The sequence below is a fragment of the Rhodocyclaceae bacterium genome (genome assembly GCA_020248265.1).
Taxonomy (GTDB): domain Bacteria; phylum Pseudomonadota; class Gammaproteobacteria; order Burkholderiales; family CAIKXV01; genus CAIKXV01.
Genome location: JADCHX010000002.1, coordinates 530,459 through 547,176, shown reverse-complemented (window position 1 = coordinate 547,176; position 16,718 = coordinate 530,459). Strand labels below are relative to the sequence as shown.

Genomic DNA, 16,718 nt, shown 5'->3' with positions numbered 1-16,718 from the left:
AGGCTTGCACTGTGGCTGCGTGTGGTCACCGGCCTGCTGGCGCTGGCCGGGACGGCCGCTGCACTGGTCGTGGCGTTGAACCTGCGCGGCGAGGACCCGGTCGAGCCCGGGGTGGCACCGCAGGTCGACCGGGTCGCGCAGGCTGCCCTGGTCGAACGCGGCGCCTACCTTGCGCGTGCCGGCAACTGCGCCGGCTGCCATACCGCACGCGGTGGTGCCGAGTGGGCGGGTGGCCGTGGCATCGAGACCCCGTTCGGCGTGGTGTATGCCGGCAATCTCACGCCCGATCCCGCGACCGGGCTGGGCGACTGGAACGCCTCGCATTTCTGGCGCGCGCTCCACAACGGGCGCTCCAGGGATGGGCGGCTGCTCTATCCGGCGTTTCCGTACGCTCACTACACCCGCATCACCCGCGCCGATGCCGATGCGATCTTCGCGTTCCTGCGCACGTTGCCGCCGGTCGAGCAGCCCAATCCGTCGCATGCATTGCGCTTTCCGTACGACTCGCAGGCAGCACTTGCGGTCTGGCGCGCCCTGTATTTCCGGCCCGAGCCGTGGCGCGACGATCCAGCGCGCGACGCGGGATGGAACCGGGGTGCCTACCTCGTCCGCGGGCTGGGCCACTGCAGCGCCTGCCACGCGCCGCGCAATGCCTGGGGCGCGACCGACACCGCGCTCGAGTGGTCGGGCGGCCTCGTGCCGATGCAGCGCTGGTATGCCCCGTCGCTCGCCTCCGACACCGAGGGCGGCGTGGCCCGATGGTCGGAGCAGGACGTCGTGCGGCTGCTGCGCGACGGCGTCAACGGCCACGCGTCGGTGCTCGGGCCGATGGCGGAGGTCGTCCATCGCAGCACGCAGCATCTGTCGCGCGAAGACCTGGCGGCGATGGCCACGTTCCTGCGTTCGCTGCCTGCGGCACCGGCACCGGTACCGTCAGCAGCGGCACCGGCCCCGGCGCCGGTCGCACCGCGCATCGCCAGCCTGGGTGCGGCGATCTACGCCGATCATTGTGCGGACTGCCATGGCGACGACGGCCGCGGCAGCACGGGTACATTTCCGCCGCTGGCCGGCAACCGGGCCCTGCTGATGGCCAATCCGGCGAACGTGATCCGCGTGGTGCTGTCGGGCGGGTTCCTGCCCTCCACCAGCGGCAACCCGAGGCCCTACGGCATGCCGCCGTTCTCGCACCTGCTGACCGACGAGCAGGTGGCGGCGGTGGTGACGCATGTGCGCACCTCCTGGGGCAACCAGGCCTCTCCGGTCGGGTTGACCGAGGTGCTGCGCTACCGCTGATTTGCGCACGCCGGATGCACTCGCTAAGCTCCGCCGTTCCGCCAACCAAGGAGTCCACCCATGAGCACGATCGTCCGTCATCCTTCCGGCCCGAAACTCAGCGACGCCGTCGAGTACAACGGCGTGTGCTATCTCGCCGGCATGGTCGCATCCGACGAGACCCTCGACACCAAGGGGCAGACCGAACAGGTGCTGGCCGACATCGACCGTGCGCTCGCGCTCTGTGGCACGAACAAGTCGAAGATCCTTTCCGCCACCTGCTACATCTCCGACATGCGCAACAAGCCCGGCATGGACGAGGCCTGGCTCGCCTGGGTCGATCCGAACAACCTGCCCTCGCGCGCGACCGTGCAGGTCGGCCTCGGCAACCCGACGACCCTGATCGAGATCATGGTCATCGCGGCGAAGTAATCGCCGCGGGACGCAACGCGGGTACCGCGCCGTCGGTATCCGCGTTACGCGCTGCGATCGGGCGCGAGATCCGGCCCGGGATTCAGCCGCCGAGTTCCGACTGCAGCAGTTCGAATGCCTGGCGCAGCTTCTTCTCGTACGCGGCCTTCTCGGCCGCGATCTTCTCGTCGGTGTATTCCCAGAAGCCCTGCTTCGTCTTCATGCCGATGTGGCCGGCGGCAACCATCCCGTGCAGCATGTCCCCGTGCTTCGCGTTGTTGCACAGCGTCGGGTAGATCACGTTTCCGGCCGCGAGATTGGTGTCCCAGCCCGAGAACTCTTTCTGCTTCATGGGGCCGCAGGCGAGGAAGCGGAAGCCGAAACCGAAGCGCACCGCGTCGTCGATGCCCTGCGCGGTGGTCACGCCCGATTCCACGAGGTAGAGCGCCTCGCGGATCAGCGCCGCCTGCAGGCGGTTGCCGATGAAGCCGCAGATGTCCTTGTTCACCCGGATCGGTGCCTTGCGCGCATCGCGCATCCAGCCCTCGAGCCGGTCGACGACCCAGTCGGCCGTGAATTCGGAACGCACGATCTCGACCAGCGGCACCAGGTGCGCCGGCATGAAGTAGTGCAGGCCGGCGACGCGTGCGCGGTCGGCTTCCGGCACCGCCTTCGCGATGTCGCCGATCGGGAAGCTGGACGTGTTGGTGGCGAGGATGGTCTGCGGCGTGCTGCGCGCCGCGATGTCGGGGAACAGCCGCTGTTTCAGCGGCAGGTCTTCGGTCACCGATTCGACGACCAGCGCGAGCGCAGGCCAGGGCACCGTATCGAGCGATTCGTGGATGCCGACCTTGTCGGCCAGCGACTCGTCGACCTGCAGCTTCGACAGGCCGGTGCGGATGCTGGCGGGCAGGCCGTCGCGGGTCTTCTTCGACGGGCTCATCACGTGCACGGTCCAGCCGGCCGACGCGAAGGACGTGGCGATGCCTGCGCCCATGATGCCGCCGCCGACGACCAGCATCGTTTGGTGGGTGTTGCTCATTGGTATTGCTCCTCCGGCTTGCGGTTCGGGTATGCCTGTGGCCAGTATAAACTGGCACGGCTGCGCGGGCCGGCCCCTTATACTCCGCGCTCGCCGGCCTGCATGCGAACCCCGGCACCGACCGTACCGATACCGATGGAGCTTCGATGAAACGAATCGACCTGCACAACCACGTGATCCCGCAGGGGGTCATCGATGCCGTAATCGCCGACCAGGCGACCTTCGAGACCCGCATCGAAGGCGAGGGCGACAAGCGCCGCGTGGTGCGCAAGGAGAACAGCTTCCCGCTGGTGCCGGAGTACTACGACGCCGACGCCAAGGTCGAGGCGATGGAGAAGAAGGGCATCGACATCTCGATGATCTCGGCTGCGCCGCCGACGTTCTATTACTGGACGAAGCCGGAGATCGGCCTGAAGATCGCAAAGCTGCACAACGACGGCATTGCCGCGATGGTGGCGAAGCGGCCCGACCGGCTGCGCGGCATGGCGAGCCTGCCGCTGCAGGACGTCGATGCGTCGATCGCCGAACTCGAGCGCGCGGTACGCGAGTACAAGTTCAAGGCGGTCGAGATGCAGGCGATGGTGAACAACCAGCAGCTGGCCGATCCGAAGTACCGGCCGCTGTTCAAGACCGCCGAGCAGCTCGGCGTGTTCGTGTTCGTGCATCCGAACTGGTGGTGCACCGACATGGGCCTCGACAAGTACTACCTGATCAACATGATCGGCAACCCGCTCGAGACCACCATCTTCACCGCCAACATGATGTTCAGTGGCGCCCTCGACGAGGTGCCGAAGCTGCGCTTCCTGCTCGCGCACGGTGGCGGCTACGTGCCCTACCAGATCGGCCGCTTCCGCCACGGCCACTCGGTGCGCCCGGAAGCGCGTGCGCTGTCGACCACCTCGCCGGTCGACCACTTCAAGAAGTTCTACTTCGACTGCCTGACCCACAACCCGCAGTCGACCCGGCACCTGATCGACAGCGTCGGCGCCGACCATTGCGTGCTCGGGACCGACTCGCCGTACGACATGGGCGACGAGACGCCGATCGCCAACCTCGACGCGGTGCCCCGGCTCACGCCGCAGGAGCGTGAGCAGATCTGCTGCAGGACGGCATACACGCTGCTCGGCGAGTCCGGCTGACGAAGGCCGGCGCGTACGGTCGAGCGCCGTACGCGCCGGCACCGCGCCGATCCGGGGATAATGCGGGCGACACTCACGACCGGACCCATCCCGATGGCGCAGCGCATCGACCTGCATTCCCATGTGATCCCGCAGCCGTTCCTCGACGCCATCGAGGCCGATCCGGCGCGCTTCCATGCGACCGTGGAGCAGCGCGGCGAGCGGCGCTTCATCGTGCGCGGCAGCCACGCGGTACCGCTCGATGTCGCGTTCCACGATGCCGATGCGAAGGTCGAGAAGATGGACCGGCTCGGCCTCGACGTATCGGTCATCTCCGCCGGGCCGCCCGCCTATTGCTACTGGCTGCCGGCCGACGCCGGCCTGGCGGCAGCGCAGCTGGTGAACGAGGGCATCGCGCAGATGGTCGCCAGCCATCCGTCCCGGCTGCAGGGGATGGCGACGCTGCCGATGCAGGATCCCGATGCGGCGATCGCGGAGCTCGAACGCACGAAGAAGGAATACGGCTTCCGGATGGTCGAGACCGGCACCTCGATCGAGGGCGAACTGCTGGCTTCGATGAAGTTCCGTCCGGTGCTGCGCACCATCGAGCAGCTCGGCATGTCGCTCTTCACGCATCCCTACCAGTGCGTGGCGAAGGGCGGCATGGACGACTACTACCTGCGCAATTTCATCGGCTATCCGCTCGACACCACGATCATGGTGGCGCACCTCATCTTCAGTGGCGCACTCGACGACTGCCCGGGCCTGAAGATCGTGCTGCCCCATGCCGGCGGCTTCGTGCCCTACCAGATCGGCCGCTTCGACCATGGCTTCGAGGTGCGCGCCGAGGCGCAGCAGCACATCGCGCACCCCCCGACCGAGTACCGGCGCCGTTTCTGGTACGACTCGCTGGCGCACCTGCCGCAGTCGGTGCGGCACCTGATCGACACGATGGGTGCCGACCGTGTCGTGATCGGCACCGACTGCCCGTTCGACATGGCCGATTTCGATCCGATCGCCAGCCTCGAGCGGGTTCCGCGCCTGAGCGACGAGGAACGGGAATGGATCCACGGACGCAGCGCGATGGCGCTGCTTGGCTGAACGTTCGGACGCGACGACCCGATGCGGCGATGCCACAGGAGCCCGACGATGAGCAGGACAGGCGAAGTTCCCCCGATGTGCGCGGTACGGGCTGCGGTGGTTGCCGCGGGCGCAGGCGTACTGTGGCTGCTGGCCACGGCGGCCGTGCCGGCCGAGGCCGCCGTGCCGCCGATCGCCGGCAACTTCCGCGAAGGCCTGTGGGAGATGACCGTCCGCGCGGACGTTCCCGGAGCCAAGCCGATGCCGCCGATCGTGCTCAAGAAATGCATCAGCGCCCAGGAGATACAGGACCTGCAGGCCAGGGCCAGCCGGCCGCCGGGCTCCGAGCAGTGCAAGGTGTTCGACCAGCGCACCCAGGGCAGCACCACCCGCTGGAAGCTCGAATGCACCGGCCGCGTGAAGATGGCCGGCGACGGATCGGTCACGCTCACCGCCGACAGCTACGCGATGCAGTCATCGTTGGTAATGACCGGCGCGGACGGCAAGTCGATGCAGATGAACAACGAACTGAGCGGCAAGCGGCTCGGCGACTGCAAGCCCGCCTCTCCCTGACCCTTGCGGCACATGCAGGGATATTCGAACGGAAGAACGGAACTGGCATGAAATTCGACAATTACGACATCGAGATCGTCGTCCAGGGATTCCCCGGCAAGGCGGTCTGCCACGGTGGCATGGGCTGGAGTTCGGTGGTGCTGATCCGCGGTGAAGGCCGCGTGGCGCTGGTCGATACCGGGTCCTTCGGCATGCGCCGCCTGCTGCGCGAGCGGCTGGCCGACCATGGCGTGAAGCCGGCCGATGTCACCGACGTGATCCTGACCCATTCGCACTACGACCACTCGGTGAACTTCACGCTGTTCCCGAATGCGCGCATCGTGATCGGTGCGGACGAACTCGGCTGGGCAGCGGAGCAGCCCTGGGGCGAGTCGCCGGTGCCGGAGCTGTACGTGCGTGCGCTGAAGACCTGGCCGACGCTCGCCACCGCAGCCGACGGCGACACCGTGTTCCCCGGCATGACCGCGCATCTCGCGCCCGGCCATACGCCCGGCTGCATGGTCTACGTGCTGCACGGCCGCGAACGCGACATCGTGTTCACCGGCGATGCCGCGAAGAACCGTGCCGAGATGCTCTCGCGCGGCACCGACATGACCTTCAACGCCGCGCAGTCGGCGGCCTCGATCGAGTCTATCTGGGGCTACTGGCAGAAGAAGAAGGGCAGCGTGCTGGTGCCGGGTCACGACGTGCCGATGATCCAGGTCGACGGGCGCACCGAGTACCTGGGCAAGCGCGATGCACGGATCATCGCCTGGTTCGGCGAAGACCTCGAGACGACGACCGTGTTCCGGCTCGAAGCATAGGCCGGGCGACGCGCTTCAGGCGCGAGCGAGCTTCATCTGTTCGAGCGCTGCGCGGCCGACCGGCCCGTACGGGTTGGCGAAGCTCTCGGCCATCTCGTAGTGGTTGTAGCCGGTGCACAGGATGCCCTGTGCCGGCCTGCCGGCCTTCTGCAGTGCCGCGGTGAAGTCCCGCCCCTGGCGCTGGAACTCGGGCGAGTCGTCCGATCCCCAGAGCACCACCAGCGGCGCACCGATGCGGGCGAGGTGGCGCTGCGGCGACAGCTCGTGTTCCATCGCGTCGGTGAACTTCACGTAGCTGCTGCGCTGTGACAGCCGCGGGCCGCGCAGGTCGTACATGCCGCTCTGGAGTACATAGCCCTTCACTGCATCGGCGGGCAGGCCGAAGGCCTGCCAGTCGGTGATCGCCGCGCAGGCGCCCAGGTGCGAGCCCGAGGAGCGGCCGGACACGTACAGCCGGTCCGGGTCGCCGCCGAAGCCCTTCGCATTGCGGTATGTCCATGCGATCGCGCGGCGCACCTGGTCGACCATCGGAAACAGGCTGCCGCCGGTGCCGTTCACGTTGTCGAAGTCGATCGCGATGAAGTGCGCGCCGGCACGAACCACCGTCTCGGCCGGGTAGGCATGGTCGCGTGCGGTGTTGCTGCGCCAGGCGCCGCCGTGGATGTAGAGCTGGATCGGTGCGTTCGGGCGGTCGGTGCGGAAGAGGTCGAGGCCCTCGACCGGCTTGTCGCCGTAGGCGCGGCGCAGCGGCTCGCCCAGGCGCCGGCGTGCCTCGTCGCAGGTATTGTCCATGCGCCGCGTCACCGTGTCGCGGTTCGGCGCCCAGACCCGCTGGTCGTAGGCGTCGTCGAGTTCGCGCTGGTCCAGGCCCATGTACACCTCGGGGCCACGGGCGCGCGGCGCCTTCGCGCCAGTGGCGGCCTCGGCGGCCGCGGCGCTCGACGGCAGGCTGGAACCGGCGGCAGCCAGTGCCAGCGGCGCGCCCAGCATCGTTCCGAGGGCGACGCGGCGGCGGGTGTCGGGTGCGGTCATCGGTGTTCCTCCCTGGGTACGTCGGCCGGCTTCATCGCGGCGACACGGTAGGGTATCGTGGCTGTCGCCTGTGTCCATCCCCGTGATCGCCATCCCAGCCATCCCTGCCATCCCGCTGCCCGACCTGCTGCTGTTCGTCGCCGCCTGCGTCGTGCTGGTGGTGACGCCCGGCCCGAACATGCTCTACCTGCTGTCGCGGGCGATCTGCCAGGGGCGCGCGGCCGGCATGGTCTCGCTGGCCGGCGTGCTGGCCGGGTTCGTCGTGCACATGCTGTGCGCGGCGGTCGGCCTGTCGGCGCTGCTGGTCGCGGTGCCGGTCGCCTTCGATGCGGTGAAGTTCGCCGGCGCGCTCTACCTCCTGTGGATGGCCTGGGACACGGTGCGGCCCGGCGCCCGCTCGCCGCTCGAGCCGCGCGCCTTGCCGGCGGAGTCGCCGCGGGCGCTGTTCGTGAAGGGCTTCCTGACCAACCTGCTCAACCCGAAGGTCGCGATGTTCTACCTGGCGCTGTTCCCGCAGTTCGTCGATCCGGCTCGCGGGTCGGTGCTGCTGCAGTCGGTCGCGCTGGGCGGAGTGCAGATCGTCATCAGCATACTGTTCGATGTCTGGATGATCTGCACGGCCGCAGCGATTGCGCGCTGGTTCGCCCGCAACCCGGCGTGGCTGGCGGCGCAGCGCTGGGTGATGGGCGGCGTGCTGATGGCACTGGCCCTGCGCATCGCGTTCGAGCCACGCCCGGCCGGTTGAAGCTGCGGCGGCGCTGCGCTACGGGAGCGCCGGTCGCACCAGCGGCTCATGGCTGGTCAGCGTACGGAGGAACGCCACCACCTGCCGCACTTCCGTGTCGGTCAACTGGGTATCGATCAACAGCGGCGACTTGTTCGGATCGGCGCGGCCACCACTGGCCATGTAGCGCACCGCGGCCTCCAGCGAACTCACGCTGCCGTCATGGAAGTAGGGCCCGGAGATCGCAACCGAGCGCAGTGTCGGTGTCTTGAACGCCGACATGTCCTGCGGCTGCTTGGTCACTCCGAAGCGGCCGGGGTCAGGCTTGGCCTTGCCAGCCTCGAGGCCGGTGTTGTGGAAGCTGCTGTCCGAGTAGAGCGGCGGAGTATGGCAGACGGCGCAGCGGCCCTTGCCCATGAACACGTTGAAGCCCGCGATTGCATCGGCCGACACGGCGGCGGGTTCGCCCTTCTCGTGCCGGTCCCAGGTGGAATCGCCGCTGTTCTTGGTGCGCAGATACGCGGCGAGCGCTTGCACGATGGTGTCGCCCGAGGGTGCGGCATCGAACACCTGCCTGAACTGCGCGGCGTAGGCGGGAATGCTGGCCAGCTGCGCCGCCACCTTGACCGGGTCGCCGCTCATCTGGTTACGCCAGGCCGCCAGGATCTGTGCTTCCAGCGTCGCCGAACGGCCATCCCAGTACCAGCTCTTCAGGTAGGCAACGTTGTACAGCGTCGGCGTGTGCCGGGTGTTGAGCGCGCCATCGTCCCGGCGCGACAGCGGGTTCGCATCGGTCCATCCCAGGTCGCGGTAATGGCAGGACTCGCAGCTGTTCTGGCCGCTGCCGGAAAGCCGGCTGTCGAAGAACAACTGCTTGCCGAGTGCAACCTTGGCCGGAGTCGTCGGATTGTTCTCGGGGCTTGGCGGGGGCGGCAGCTGTGACAGGCGGTCGTTGCGTCCGCCGCCGGTCGCGCAGGCCGCGATCACCAGCGAGACGAGGACGGCGGCGGCGAACACACGAACCGGCCTGCTGCGCGAGAACGATTGGGACACCGGATGATCGGCCATTATTCTCCCCGCTCAGGCATTCGCAGCCGGTGGGCGGCGGGCGCCGACCTGCACCGGGAACCCTCTTGCGGGGCTATACGATATGTGCTGAAGCTACTACTTTTCCGGTCCCGCGTGCAACCTCGAGCGTCACTCGGGCTCGATACGCGCCGCCTTGACCAGCTTTGCCATCCGCGGGATGCCGCTGCGGATCAGTTCCTGCAGTTCCTTCGGCGAGGTGCCGACCACGTCGGCGCCCTGGGCGGCGAACTGCTCGCGCACCTCCGTCGTATTCAATGCCCTGCGCGTATCGGTGTTGAGGCGCCCAACGACGGAGGCAGGCGTGTTCGCGGGCGCGAAGATGCCGATCCAGAAATTCAGTTCGAAGCCCGGCAGGCCGGCCTCGACCATCGTCGGTACGTCGGGCAGCACCGGCGAGCGGACACTGCCGGTCTGCGCCAGCGGCCGGATGCGGCCGGCCTTGATGTGGCCCGAGGCGGAAATCAGGCTGTCGAAGATCAGCGGCACGCTTCCCGCGATCACCTCGGGGTAGGCCGCAGCGACGCCCTTGTAGGGGACATGGACCATGTCGATGCCGGCCATGGTGTTGACCATCTCACCCGCCAGGTGGAACACCGTACCCACGCCGGAGGACGCGAATGACAATGAACGCGTCTTCGACAGCGCGATCACGTCCTTCAGCGACTTGACCGGCAGTGCGGCGGTAGCAGCCATCACGTTCGGCGCGGTGGCGACCATGCTGATCGGCGAAAAGTCCTTCAGCGGATCGTAGGGCAGCTTGCGATACACGCTCGGCGCGATGGTGTGCGTGGAAAGGTTGCCGATGCTGATCGTGTGACCGTCCGGGTTCGCCCTGGCGACAAGGTCCGTGCCGATGGTGCCGCCGGCACCGCCGCGATTGTCGAACATCACCGGCTGGCCGAGCGTCTCCTGGAGGCGGGCGCCGATGGTGCGCGCGACGATGTCCGACACGCCGGCCGGTGCGAACGGCACGATGAAGCGGAGCGGCCGGTTGGGGAAGGTATCGGCCTGCGCATGTGCGAGCACGGGGGACAGCGTCGCGGCGACCGCGACACCGAAAGTGAAAGCGACTGCGAAGAGGTCAGTGGACTTCATTCGGGCTGGATCTTCGCGGTCTTGACGATCTCGCCCATCCGCTTCAGGTCTGTCTTCACTGCGGCCAGCAGGTCGGCCGGCGCGCCGGGCGCAACCTCCGAGCCCTGTGCGGCCATCTGGTCGCGTACCTCGGGCAGCATCAGCACGCGGTTGATCTCCTTGTTCAGGCGCGCGGTGACCGCAGGCGGCATGCCGGCTGGCCCGAACACCGCGATCCACAGCGTGATCGCATAGCCGGGCAGCCCGGCTTCGGCCATCGTCGGCAGGTCGGGCAGGGTAGCCACCCGCTTCGGCGTGGTGACCGCCAGCGGGCGCAGCTTGCCGGCCTTCAGGTGCGGGGTCATCGACAGCACGCTGTCGAAGATCATCGGCACCCGGCCACCGAACACGTCGGGATAGGCCGCCGATGCGCTCTTGTACGGCACGTGGGTGAGCGACACGCCGCCGAGTGCACCGAGCATCTCGCCAGCCAGGTGCGACGTGCTGCCGATGCCGGATGAGCCGAACGACAGTGCGCCCGGTTTCGCCTTGCCGTAGGCGATCAGTTCCTTGATCGACTTCACCGGCAGTTCGGGGTTCACCGCCAGCACGGTCGGGGTGATCGCGACCATGCCGATCGGCGTGAAGTCCTTCAGCGGGTCGTACGGCAGCTTCTTGTAGAGGTAGGGCACGATGGCATGCGTGCCGTTGCTGCCAAGCAGGATGGTGTGGCCATCGGGCTGCGCCTTGGCGACGATGTCGCTGCCGATCGAGCCGCCGGCACCGCCGCGGTTGTCGATGATGATCGGCTGCCCCAGGCTCTCCTGCATCCGGCCGGCCAGGGTGCGGCCGATGATGTCGGACACACCGCCGGCACCGAACGGCACGACGAGGCGCACCGGCCGGGTCGGGAAATCCTGCGCGGACGCATGCGGGAGGGCGGCCGCCAGCGCCAGGCCGGCGAGGCGGCCGATCAGTGCGCTCGATGCCATTGCGGGATGATTCCTGGATTTCACGGTTGGTTGCTCCTGGTGTCCATCGTCGAGTGCGCCGCGGATGCACCGCGGCGCCGTGCTGCGGTTCAGTCAGGCTGCACCCTGGCCTGGCGGACCAGCCTGCCCATCAGTGCGATGTCGCTCTTCAGCAGCGCCGCCAGCCGGGTCGGGCTGCCCGGGAACACCTCGGCTCCCTGGGCGGCGAAGGTCTCGCGCACCTCCGGCAGCGTCAGGCTGCGATTCACCTCGTCGTTGATGCGCGCGACCAGCGGCGCAGGCGTGGCAGGCGGCGCGAACAGCGCCTGCCAGAACGTCACGTCGTAGCCGGGCACGCCGGCCTCGGCCATCGTCGGCACGTCGGGCAGCAGCGCACTGCGGCGGGCGCCGAGCATCGCCAGCGGCCGGACGCGCCCGGCCTTGATGTGCGGCATCGCCGAGATCACGCTGTCGTAGACCAGCCCGATCTGCCCGGAGGCCACCTCGGGGTAGGCCGCGGCCAGTCCCTTGAACGGCACATGCACGGTGTCGATGCCGGCCAGCAGGTTGAACAGTTCGCCCGACAGGTGGAACACCGCACCGATGCCAGACGAGGCATAGCTCAGGCTGCCCGGCTTCGCCTTTGCCAGCGCGATCACGTCCTTCACCGAACGCACGTCGAGCTTCACGCTGGCACCGACGAGGTTCGGTGCCACCACCACCGTGCCGACCGGCGCGAAGCCGGTGACCGGGTCGTAGGGCAGCTTGCGGAACACGTGCGGTGCGATCGCATGGGTGGACAGGCTGCCCAGCAGCAGGGTGTAGCCGTCCGGCGTCGCCTTCGACACCACGTCTGCGCCGATGGTGCCGCCAGCGCCGACCCGGTTGTCGACGATCACCGTCTGCTTCAGCGATTCACCCAGGCGCGCCGCGATCGAGCGGCCGATGATGTCCGACACGCCGCCGGCCGGGAACGGGATGACGAAGCGCAGCGGGCGTTCAGGGTAGGACGCTGACGCATGCCCTGCGGCGGCGAGGAGCAGCGCCGCACAGGCGGCGCGGCCAGGGCGCAGCAGCAGGCGGGAACTGCATTCGGGCCGCGGTTCTGGAAACGGTCGGGGCATCGGGTAAGGGCAGGCCGAAGGGCAATGGATCATTACCCCCCGCTGCAAGTCCCGTGCCACGACCGATGCTCCGCGCAGGCGCGCGCGGTGGTAGCCCGGGAGCTTCCCCGTCGTGCGCCGTCGCCGCCCGGGTGCACCGAACCGGGGCGGCGACGCGGGTTCAGGCCGCCCGAGGCGGCGCGACGCCGATCAGGCTGTCGCGGGTGACCATCGCGGCGAGTTCCGCCTCGTCCAGGTGCTCGGTGCCGGCCGGGCGCATCGGCAGCACGATGAAACGAAGGTCTGCGTTCGAATCGTGCACATGCACCTCGACGTCGTCGGGCACGACCGAGCCGAACTCGGCCAGCACCTTTCGCGGCTCGCGCACCACGCGCGACCGGTAGGCCTTGTTGCGGTACCAGGCCGGCGGCTGGCCGAGCAGCGAGCGCGGGTAGCATGAGCACAGCGTGCAGACGATCACGTTGCGCACCGCCGGGGTGTCTTCGACCACGGTCAGCGAGGCCTCGGTGACCGGGATGCCGAGCGAGGCGGCCGCTGCCTTGCCGTCCTTCAGCAGGGTCTCGCGGAACGCCGGGTCGACCCAGGCGCGGGCGACCAGCCTGCCGCCGAGCTGGATGGTCTTGCTCTCCATCAGCTCGATCTGCTTGCGTACTTCGCGCGCGGCGATGACGTTCTGCTCGATCAGCATGTCGCGCATCACGTCGGAGGCGACCTCGAACCAGCGCGAGCGCTCATCGCCGAAATCGGGTGCCGGTGCATGCGGGTCGAAGCCTTCCGGATGCCCGTGGCCGTGGCCGTGGTCGTGATCGTGTCCGTGCGGATGATCGTGCGGCATGTCGTTCACGCTTTCTCGAGCCAGTGCTCGTAGACCTCGATGTGCAGCTTGTCGTGTTCAGGGCCCTGGTAGTCGGGCCAGATGTGGCGCTGGTCGAACACCACGCGGTAGCCGTTCACCGCCGGCCCGCCGCAGCGGCCGTAAGCGAGGTCTTCCGGGTTGAGCACCTTGCCCGTCCACTCGGTGACGATGCCGACCTTCTCGCGGATGTACCAGGGGGTGCGGACATGCCCGGACTTCGGCAGGTCGAGCACGCGGACACGGTCTCCGGCGGAGAACCGCTGGCCGGCGCCCGGGGCAGGGGTCGTGTTCATCGGCTGGCTTCCTTATCCGGCGGACGCGGCGGCGCGCTGCTTCAGGGCCGCATCGACGCGTGCCATGAACTGCTCGCGGTCGATCAGGCCCTTCTCGGTGAGGATGTCGAGCATCGCCTCGAGCCGGCGTTCGTAGAAGGACAGGGTGTTGTACTTCGCCTCTCCGAAGCTCTCGAACGCGCGGCGCATCTCGTCGACCGTCACCATGCGGCGCACCGGGTCGCCGAGCAGCCCGCGCATCGCCTCGTTCTGCTTGTGCCAGAACTGGATCGGTTCCTCGGCGGGATCGATCTCGCCGGCGGTGAGCCCGCCGATGTCGTGGTAGCCGCAGCGGCCGGGTTTCGCGGGGGGGGTGGATGTCGTCATGGTGAGGGAAATATAGCCCAATCCCGTGTTCGCATACACTTTGGGCATGTCCGGCCATCCCGAGTCCGCTCCCCGTCCTGCCCTGCGTCCGGCAGCCGCCCGCGAGCCCCTGTCGACGATCGAACCGGGCCTGCCGGCGGCGTGGTACCGGGACGAGGCGCACTACCGGCAGGAACTCGAACGGATCTGGTACGGCAGCTGGATCGCCGTTGCCCGGTGCGATGAGGTGCCGGCATCGGGCGATTTCCGGGTCGTCGACCTCGGCGACCAGTCGATCCTGCTGACCCGCAACGACGGCGGCCAGTGGCGGGCGTTCCACAACACCTGCCGCCATCGCGGATCGATCCTGTGCACCGAAGCGCAGGGGCGGTTGCGCGGCGGGCGGATCGTCTGTCCCTACCATGCGTGGACCTACGACCTCGACGGCCGGCTGCAGGCGACGCCGCGCCGGATGCCGACCGCCGATTTCGACCCTGCCGTCTTCGGCCTGTTCCCGGTGGCCGTCGATGAATGGGGTGGCTTCGTGTTCGTCCACCTGGGCAATGTACCGGTACAGCCGCTGACCGGCGCCCTGGGCTGGCTTCCGTCGTCCTTCGCGAACCATCGTCTCGACGGCCTGGTCAGCGGCCATCGCCTGGTGGTCGACGTGCAGGCGAACTGGAAGCTGGTGTGCGAGAACTTCTGCGAATGCTTCCACTGCCCTCCGGTGCATCCGGAGTTGTGCCGGGTGGTGCCTGCCTACCGGGACGGCGGCGCCTGGGGGCTTCGCCGCGAAGCCGGGGGGCGGCCGATCGCCGAGCCGGCGCCGGAGTACATGCCGGGCGCACGCACGCTCACCCTCGACGGCACGGCACGGGTGCCACCGTTCGCAGGGCTCGACGAGGCACAGCGCGCCGCGTTGTACACCCCTGCGCTGCTGCCGCCGAACCTGTTCCTGAACGTGCATCCGGACTACGTGAATTCGCACCTGATGTTCCCGACCGGGCCGGGCTCGGTGCGCATCGTCTACGACTGGCTGTTCGAGCCTCGGGCGCTGGCCGACCCGGCGTTCGACCTGGAGCACTATGTGGCGCTGTGGCGGACCACCAACCGGCAGGACGCGCGCAACTGCGAATGGCAGCAGCGCGGCCTGTGCGCACGCCCGTTCGAACAGGGCGTGTTCATGCCGCAGGAGTTCGACTGCCACCGCTTCGCATCCTGGGTGCGCACGGCACTGCAGTCGCCGGCGACCCTGCAGTCGCCGATCTGAGCGCGGGCCGCTAGTCGGGCTGTATGCCGGCCGCCCGGACCACCTTCGACCACTTGGCGATCTGCGACTTGATGTAGGCAGCGAACTCCTGCGGCGTGCCGCTGACCAGGTCCGTGCCCTGGGCGGCTGCCTTCTCTCGCGTTTCGGGCTGCTTCGCGATCTCGGCCAGTTCTCGGTTGACGCGGTTGACGATCGCCGGCGGCGTGCGCGCCGGCGCCAGCACGCCGTTCCAGGCGCTGACGTCGAAGCCCGGCAGACCGGCTTCTGCGACCGTCGGTACGTCCGGCAGCGCCGCTGCGCGGCTCGGGCTGCCGATGCCCAGTGCACGCAGGCGGCCGGCCTGGATGTGCGGCATCGCCGCCGGCACGGTCGAGAAACTCATCTGGATCTCGTTGCCGAGCAGGGCTGCAAGCTGGGCACCGGTGCCCTTGTAGGGCACGTGGACGATGTCGACCTTGGCCATCAGCTTGAACAGTTCTCCGGCCAGGTGCGCCGAGGCCCCGGTCGAGCCGGCGCCGTAGTTCATCTGTCCGGGCCGGGCGCGTGCCTGCTCGATCAGCTCCTTCACCGACCGCGCCTGCACGCCCGGGGCCACCAGCAGCACGCTGTGCGTCAGCGCGACCAGTCCGATCGGCGAGAAATCGTCGAACGGATCGTAGGGCAGGCGGCTGTGCATGCTCGGCAGCACCGAATGGCTGGTGTGCGTGAACAGCAGCGTGTGGCCATCCGCAGGCGAGCGTGCGACCAGTTCGGAGGCGATCATGCCGCCGCCGCCGGCGCGGTTGTCGATCAGGATCTGCTGGCCGAGCAGCGGTCCGAGCCTCGACGCGTACAGCCGTGCCAGCAGGTCGGTGCTGCCGCCGGGGGCTGACACCGCAACCATGCGGATCGGCTTGTCCGGCCAGGCATGGGCAGGCGAGGCGACGGCCGCGCAGGCCAGCCAGAGCAGTGTGCGGCGGGTGGCGGGCGTCATTGGCACGGACACGCGCAACGGGCGGGCGGCAGCTTCCATGCCGAGGGACGGCGGAACATGCGGCAACTCATGGATGGCATGCCCGGCGCACTGCTCGCGACAGAAAGGTCTCTTGTCGACCGGCAGGCTTGGCCCTGGCGGGCGGAGGCCGGCCCTGATTGGTCTGCTCTCGCATAGCGCGAGACTGTAGCGCGTACCGCGGGTGCTGGCTACTGCACCGCACGGATTTGCTATGCTCCGCGCCTCCGATTCATCCTGCGGTATTCCGACGGACCCCAGATGAGTGTGCGCATCGACAAGTGGCTCTGGGCCGCGCGCTTCTTCAAGACCCGTACGCTGGCGCAGGATGCGGTGGCCGGTGGCCGAATCCGGATGAACGGCGACCGGGTCAAGCCGGCCAAGGACGTGAAGCAGGGCGATGCGATCGAGATCCGGATCGGTGAGTACGATTGGTCGGTGCAGGTGACCGCCCTCGCCGACAAGCGTGGCTCGGCCGACCTCGCGCGTAGCCTTTACACGGAAACGCCCGACAGCATCGCGCGCCGCGCCGCGCTGGTCGCGGACCGCAAGGCGATGCTCTCCGGTGAATGGGCCGGGCGCACCGGCCGGCCCACCAAGCGCGACCGGCGCGAGACAGACCGCCTGCGCGGACACGGCGAATGAGGCGG

The 16,718-nt window shown here is 68.6% G+C and carries 19 protein-coding genes; 9 read left to right on the top strand and 10 right to left on the bottom strand.

What is annotated here, in order from left to right:
• Positions 1-15: 15 nt before the first annotated feature.
• The gene (locus ING98_03385; protein MCA3100891.1) at positions 16-1,293 is read left to right on the top strand and encodes a cytochrome c; all 1,278 of its coding nucleotides are present in this window, start codon (positions 16-18) and stop codon (positions 1,291-1,293) included.
• A 60-nt stretch (positions 1,294-1,353) separates the two neighbouring features.
• Complete coding sequence (locus ING98_03380) at positions 1,354-1,704, top strand: RidA family protein (GenBank protein MCA3100890.1); 351 nt, start codon at positions 1,354-1,356, stop codon at positions 1,702-1,704.
• Positions 1,705-1,786: 82 nt separating this feature from the next.
• Here ING98_03380 and ING98_03375 read toward each other — a convergent pair whose 3' ends face one another.
• Complete coding sequence (locus ING98_03375; GenBank protein ID MCA3100889.1) at positions 1,787-2,725, bottom strand: 3-hydroxyacyl-CoA dehydrogenase; 939 nt, start codon at positions 2,723-2,725, stop codon at positions 1,787-1,789.
• A 146-nt stretch (positions 2,726-2,871) separates the two neighbouring features.
• On the opposite strand from ING98_03375, the gene ING98_03370 reads away from it, so the two are divergent.
• The 4 genes from ING98_03370 (at position 2,872) to ING98_03355 (ending at position 6,299) form a co-directional block, all read left to right on the top strand.
• Entirely contained in the window at positions 2,872-3,864 is a 993-nt protein-coding gene (locus tag ING98_03370; GenBank protein ID MCA3100888.1) for an amidohydrolase, read from the top strand.
• A 93-nt stretch (positions 3,865-3,957) separates the two neighbouring features.
• On the top strand, positions 3,958-4,944 hold the full coding sequence (locus ING98_03365) for an amidohydrolase (protein MCA3100887.1): 987 nt from the start codon (positions 3,958-3,960) through the stop codon (positions 4,942-4,944).
• A 48-nt stretch (positions 4,945-4,992) separates the two neighbouring features.
• A complete protein-coding gene (locus ING98_03360; protein ID MCA3100886.1) occupies positions 4,993-5,496 on the top strand; it encodes a DUF3617 family protein in 504 nt (167 codons plus the stop codon).
• Between the two features lie 47 nt (positions 5,497-5,543).
• Positions 5,544-6,299 (top strand): MBL fold metallo-hydrolase, encoded by a 756-nt coding sequence (locus ING98_03355; GenBank protein MCA3100885.1) that lies wholly within the window; start codon positions 5,544-5,546, stop codon positions 6,297-6,299.
• Positions 6,300-6,314: 15 nt separating this feature from the next.
• Here ING98_03355 and ING98_03350 read toward each other — a convergent pair whose 3' ends face one another.
• A complete protein-coding gene (locus tag ING98_03350; protein ID MCA3100884.1) occupies positions 6,315-7,172 on the bottom strand; it encodes an alpha/beta hydrolase in 858 nt (285 codons plus the stop codon).
• On the opposite strand from ING98_03350, the gene ING98_03345 reads away from it, so the two are divergent.
• Positions 7,171-8,076: a LysE family translocator gene (locus tag ING98_03345; protein MCA3100883.1), complete on the top strand. Its 906-nt coding sequence runs from the start codon at positions 7,171-7,173 to the stop codon at positions 8,074-8,076. The genes ING98_03350 and ING98_03345 overlap by 2 nt on opposite strands.
• An 18-nt stretch (positions 8,077-8,094) precedes the next feature.
• On the opposite strand, the gene ING98_03340 is transcribed toward ING98_03345, so the two are convergent.
• The 7 genes from ING98_03340 to ING98_03310 form a co-directional block, all read right to left on the bottom strand.
• Positions 8,095-9,123, bottom strand: a complete 1,029-nt coding sequence (locus tag ING98_03340; GenBank protein ID MCA3100882.1) for a c-type cytochrome — start codon at positions 9,121-9,123, stop codon at positions 8,095-8,097.
• Between the two features lie 129 nt (positions 9,124-9,252).
• Positions 9,253-10,239 carry a tripartite tricarboxylate transporter substrate binding protein gene (locus ING98_03335; GenBank protein MCA3100881.1) on the bottom strand — a complete coding sequence of 329 codons (987 nt, stop codon included), beginning with the start codon at positions 10,237-10,239 and terminating at the stop codon, positions 9,253-9,255.
• Positions 10,236-11,210, bottom strand: a complete 975-nt coding sequence (locus ING98_03330; protein ID MCA3100880.1) for a tripartite tricarboxylate transporter substrate binding protein — start codon at positions 11,208-11,210, stop codon at positions 10,236-10,238. Before ING98_03330 ends, ING98_03335 begins: the two co-directional genes overlap by 4 nt.
• Positions 11,211-11,299: 89 nt before the next feature.
• Positions 11,300-12,313: a tripartite tricarboxylate transporter substrate binding protein gene (locus ING98_03325; GenBank protein MCA3100879.1), complete on the bottom strand. Its 1,014-nt coding sequence runs from the start codon at positions 12,311-12,313 to the stop codon at positions 11,300-11,302.
• Positions 12,314-12,473: 160 nt separating this feature from the next.
• On the bottom strand, positions 12,474-13,148 hold the full coding sequence (locus ING98_03320) for a nitrile hydratase subunit alpha (protein MCA3100878.1): 675 nt from the start codon (positions 13,146-13,148) through the stop codon (positions 12,474-12,476).
• A gap of 5 nt (positions 13,149-13,153) precedes the next feature.
• Positions 13,154-13,462: a nitrile hydratase subunit beta gene (locus ING98_03315; protein ID MCA3100877.1), complete on the bottom strand. Its 309-nt coding sequence runs from the start codon at positions 13,460-13,462 to the stop codon at positions 13,154-13,156.
• A gap of 12 nt (positions 13,463-13,474) precedes the next feature.
• The gene (locus ING98_03310; protein ID MCA3100876.1) at positions 13,475-13,828 is read right to left on the bottom strand and encodes a nitrile hydratase subunit beta; all 354 of its coding nucleotides are present in this window, start codon (positions 13,826-13,828) and stop codon (positions 13,475-13,477) included.
• Positions 13,829-13,874: 46 nt separating this feature from the next.
• On the opposite strand from ING98_03310, the gene ING98_03305 reads away from it, so the two are divergent.
• The gene (locus ING98_03305) at positions 13,875-15,077 is read left to right on the top strand and encodes an aromatic ring-hydroxylating dioxygenase subunit alpha (protein MCA3100875.1); all 1,203 of its coding nucleotides are present in this window, start codon (positions 13,875-13,877) and stop codon (positions 15,075-15,077) included.
• 10 nt (positions 15,078-15,087) lie between these two features.
• Here the strand turns inward: ING98_03305 and ING98_03300 are convergent, their stop codons facing one another.
• Positions 15,088-16,089 carry a tripartite tricarboxylate transporter substrate binding protein gene (locus ING98_03300; protein MCA3100874.1) on the bottom strand — a complete coding sequence of 334 codons (1,002 nt, stop codon included), beginning with the start codon at positions 16,087-16,089 and terminating at the stop codon, positions 15,088-15,090.
• A gap of 240 nt (positions 16,090-16,329) precedes the next feature.
• On the opposite strand from ING98_03300, the gene ING98_03295 reads away from it, so the two are divergent.
• Positions 16,330-16,713 carry an RNA-binding S4 domain-containing protein gene (locus ING98_03295; GenBank protein ID MCA3100873.1) on the top strand — a complete coding sequence of 128 codons (384 nt, stop codon included), beginning with the start codon at positions 16,330-16,332 and terminating at the stop codon, positions 16,711-16,713.
• Positions 16,714-16,718 lie beyond the last annotated feature (5 nt).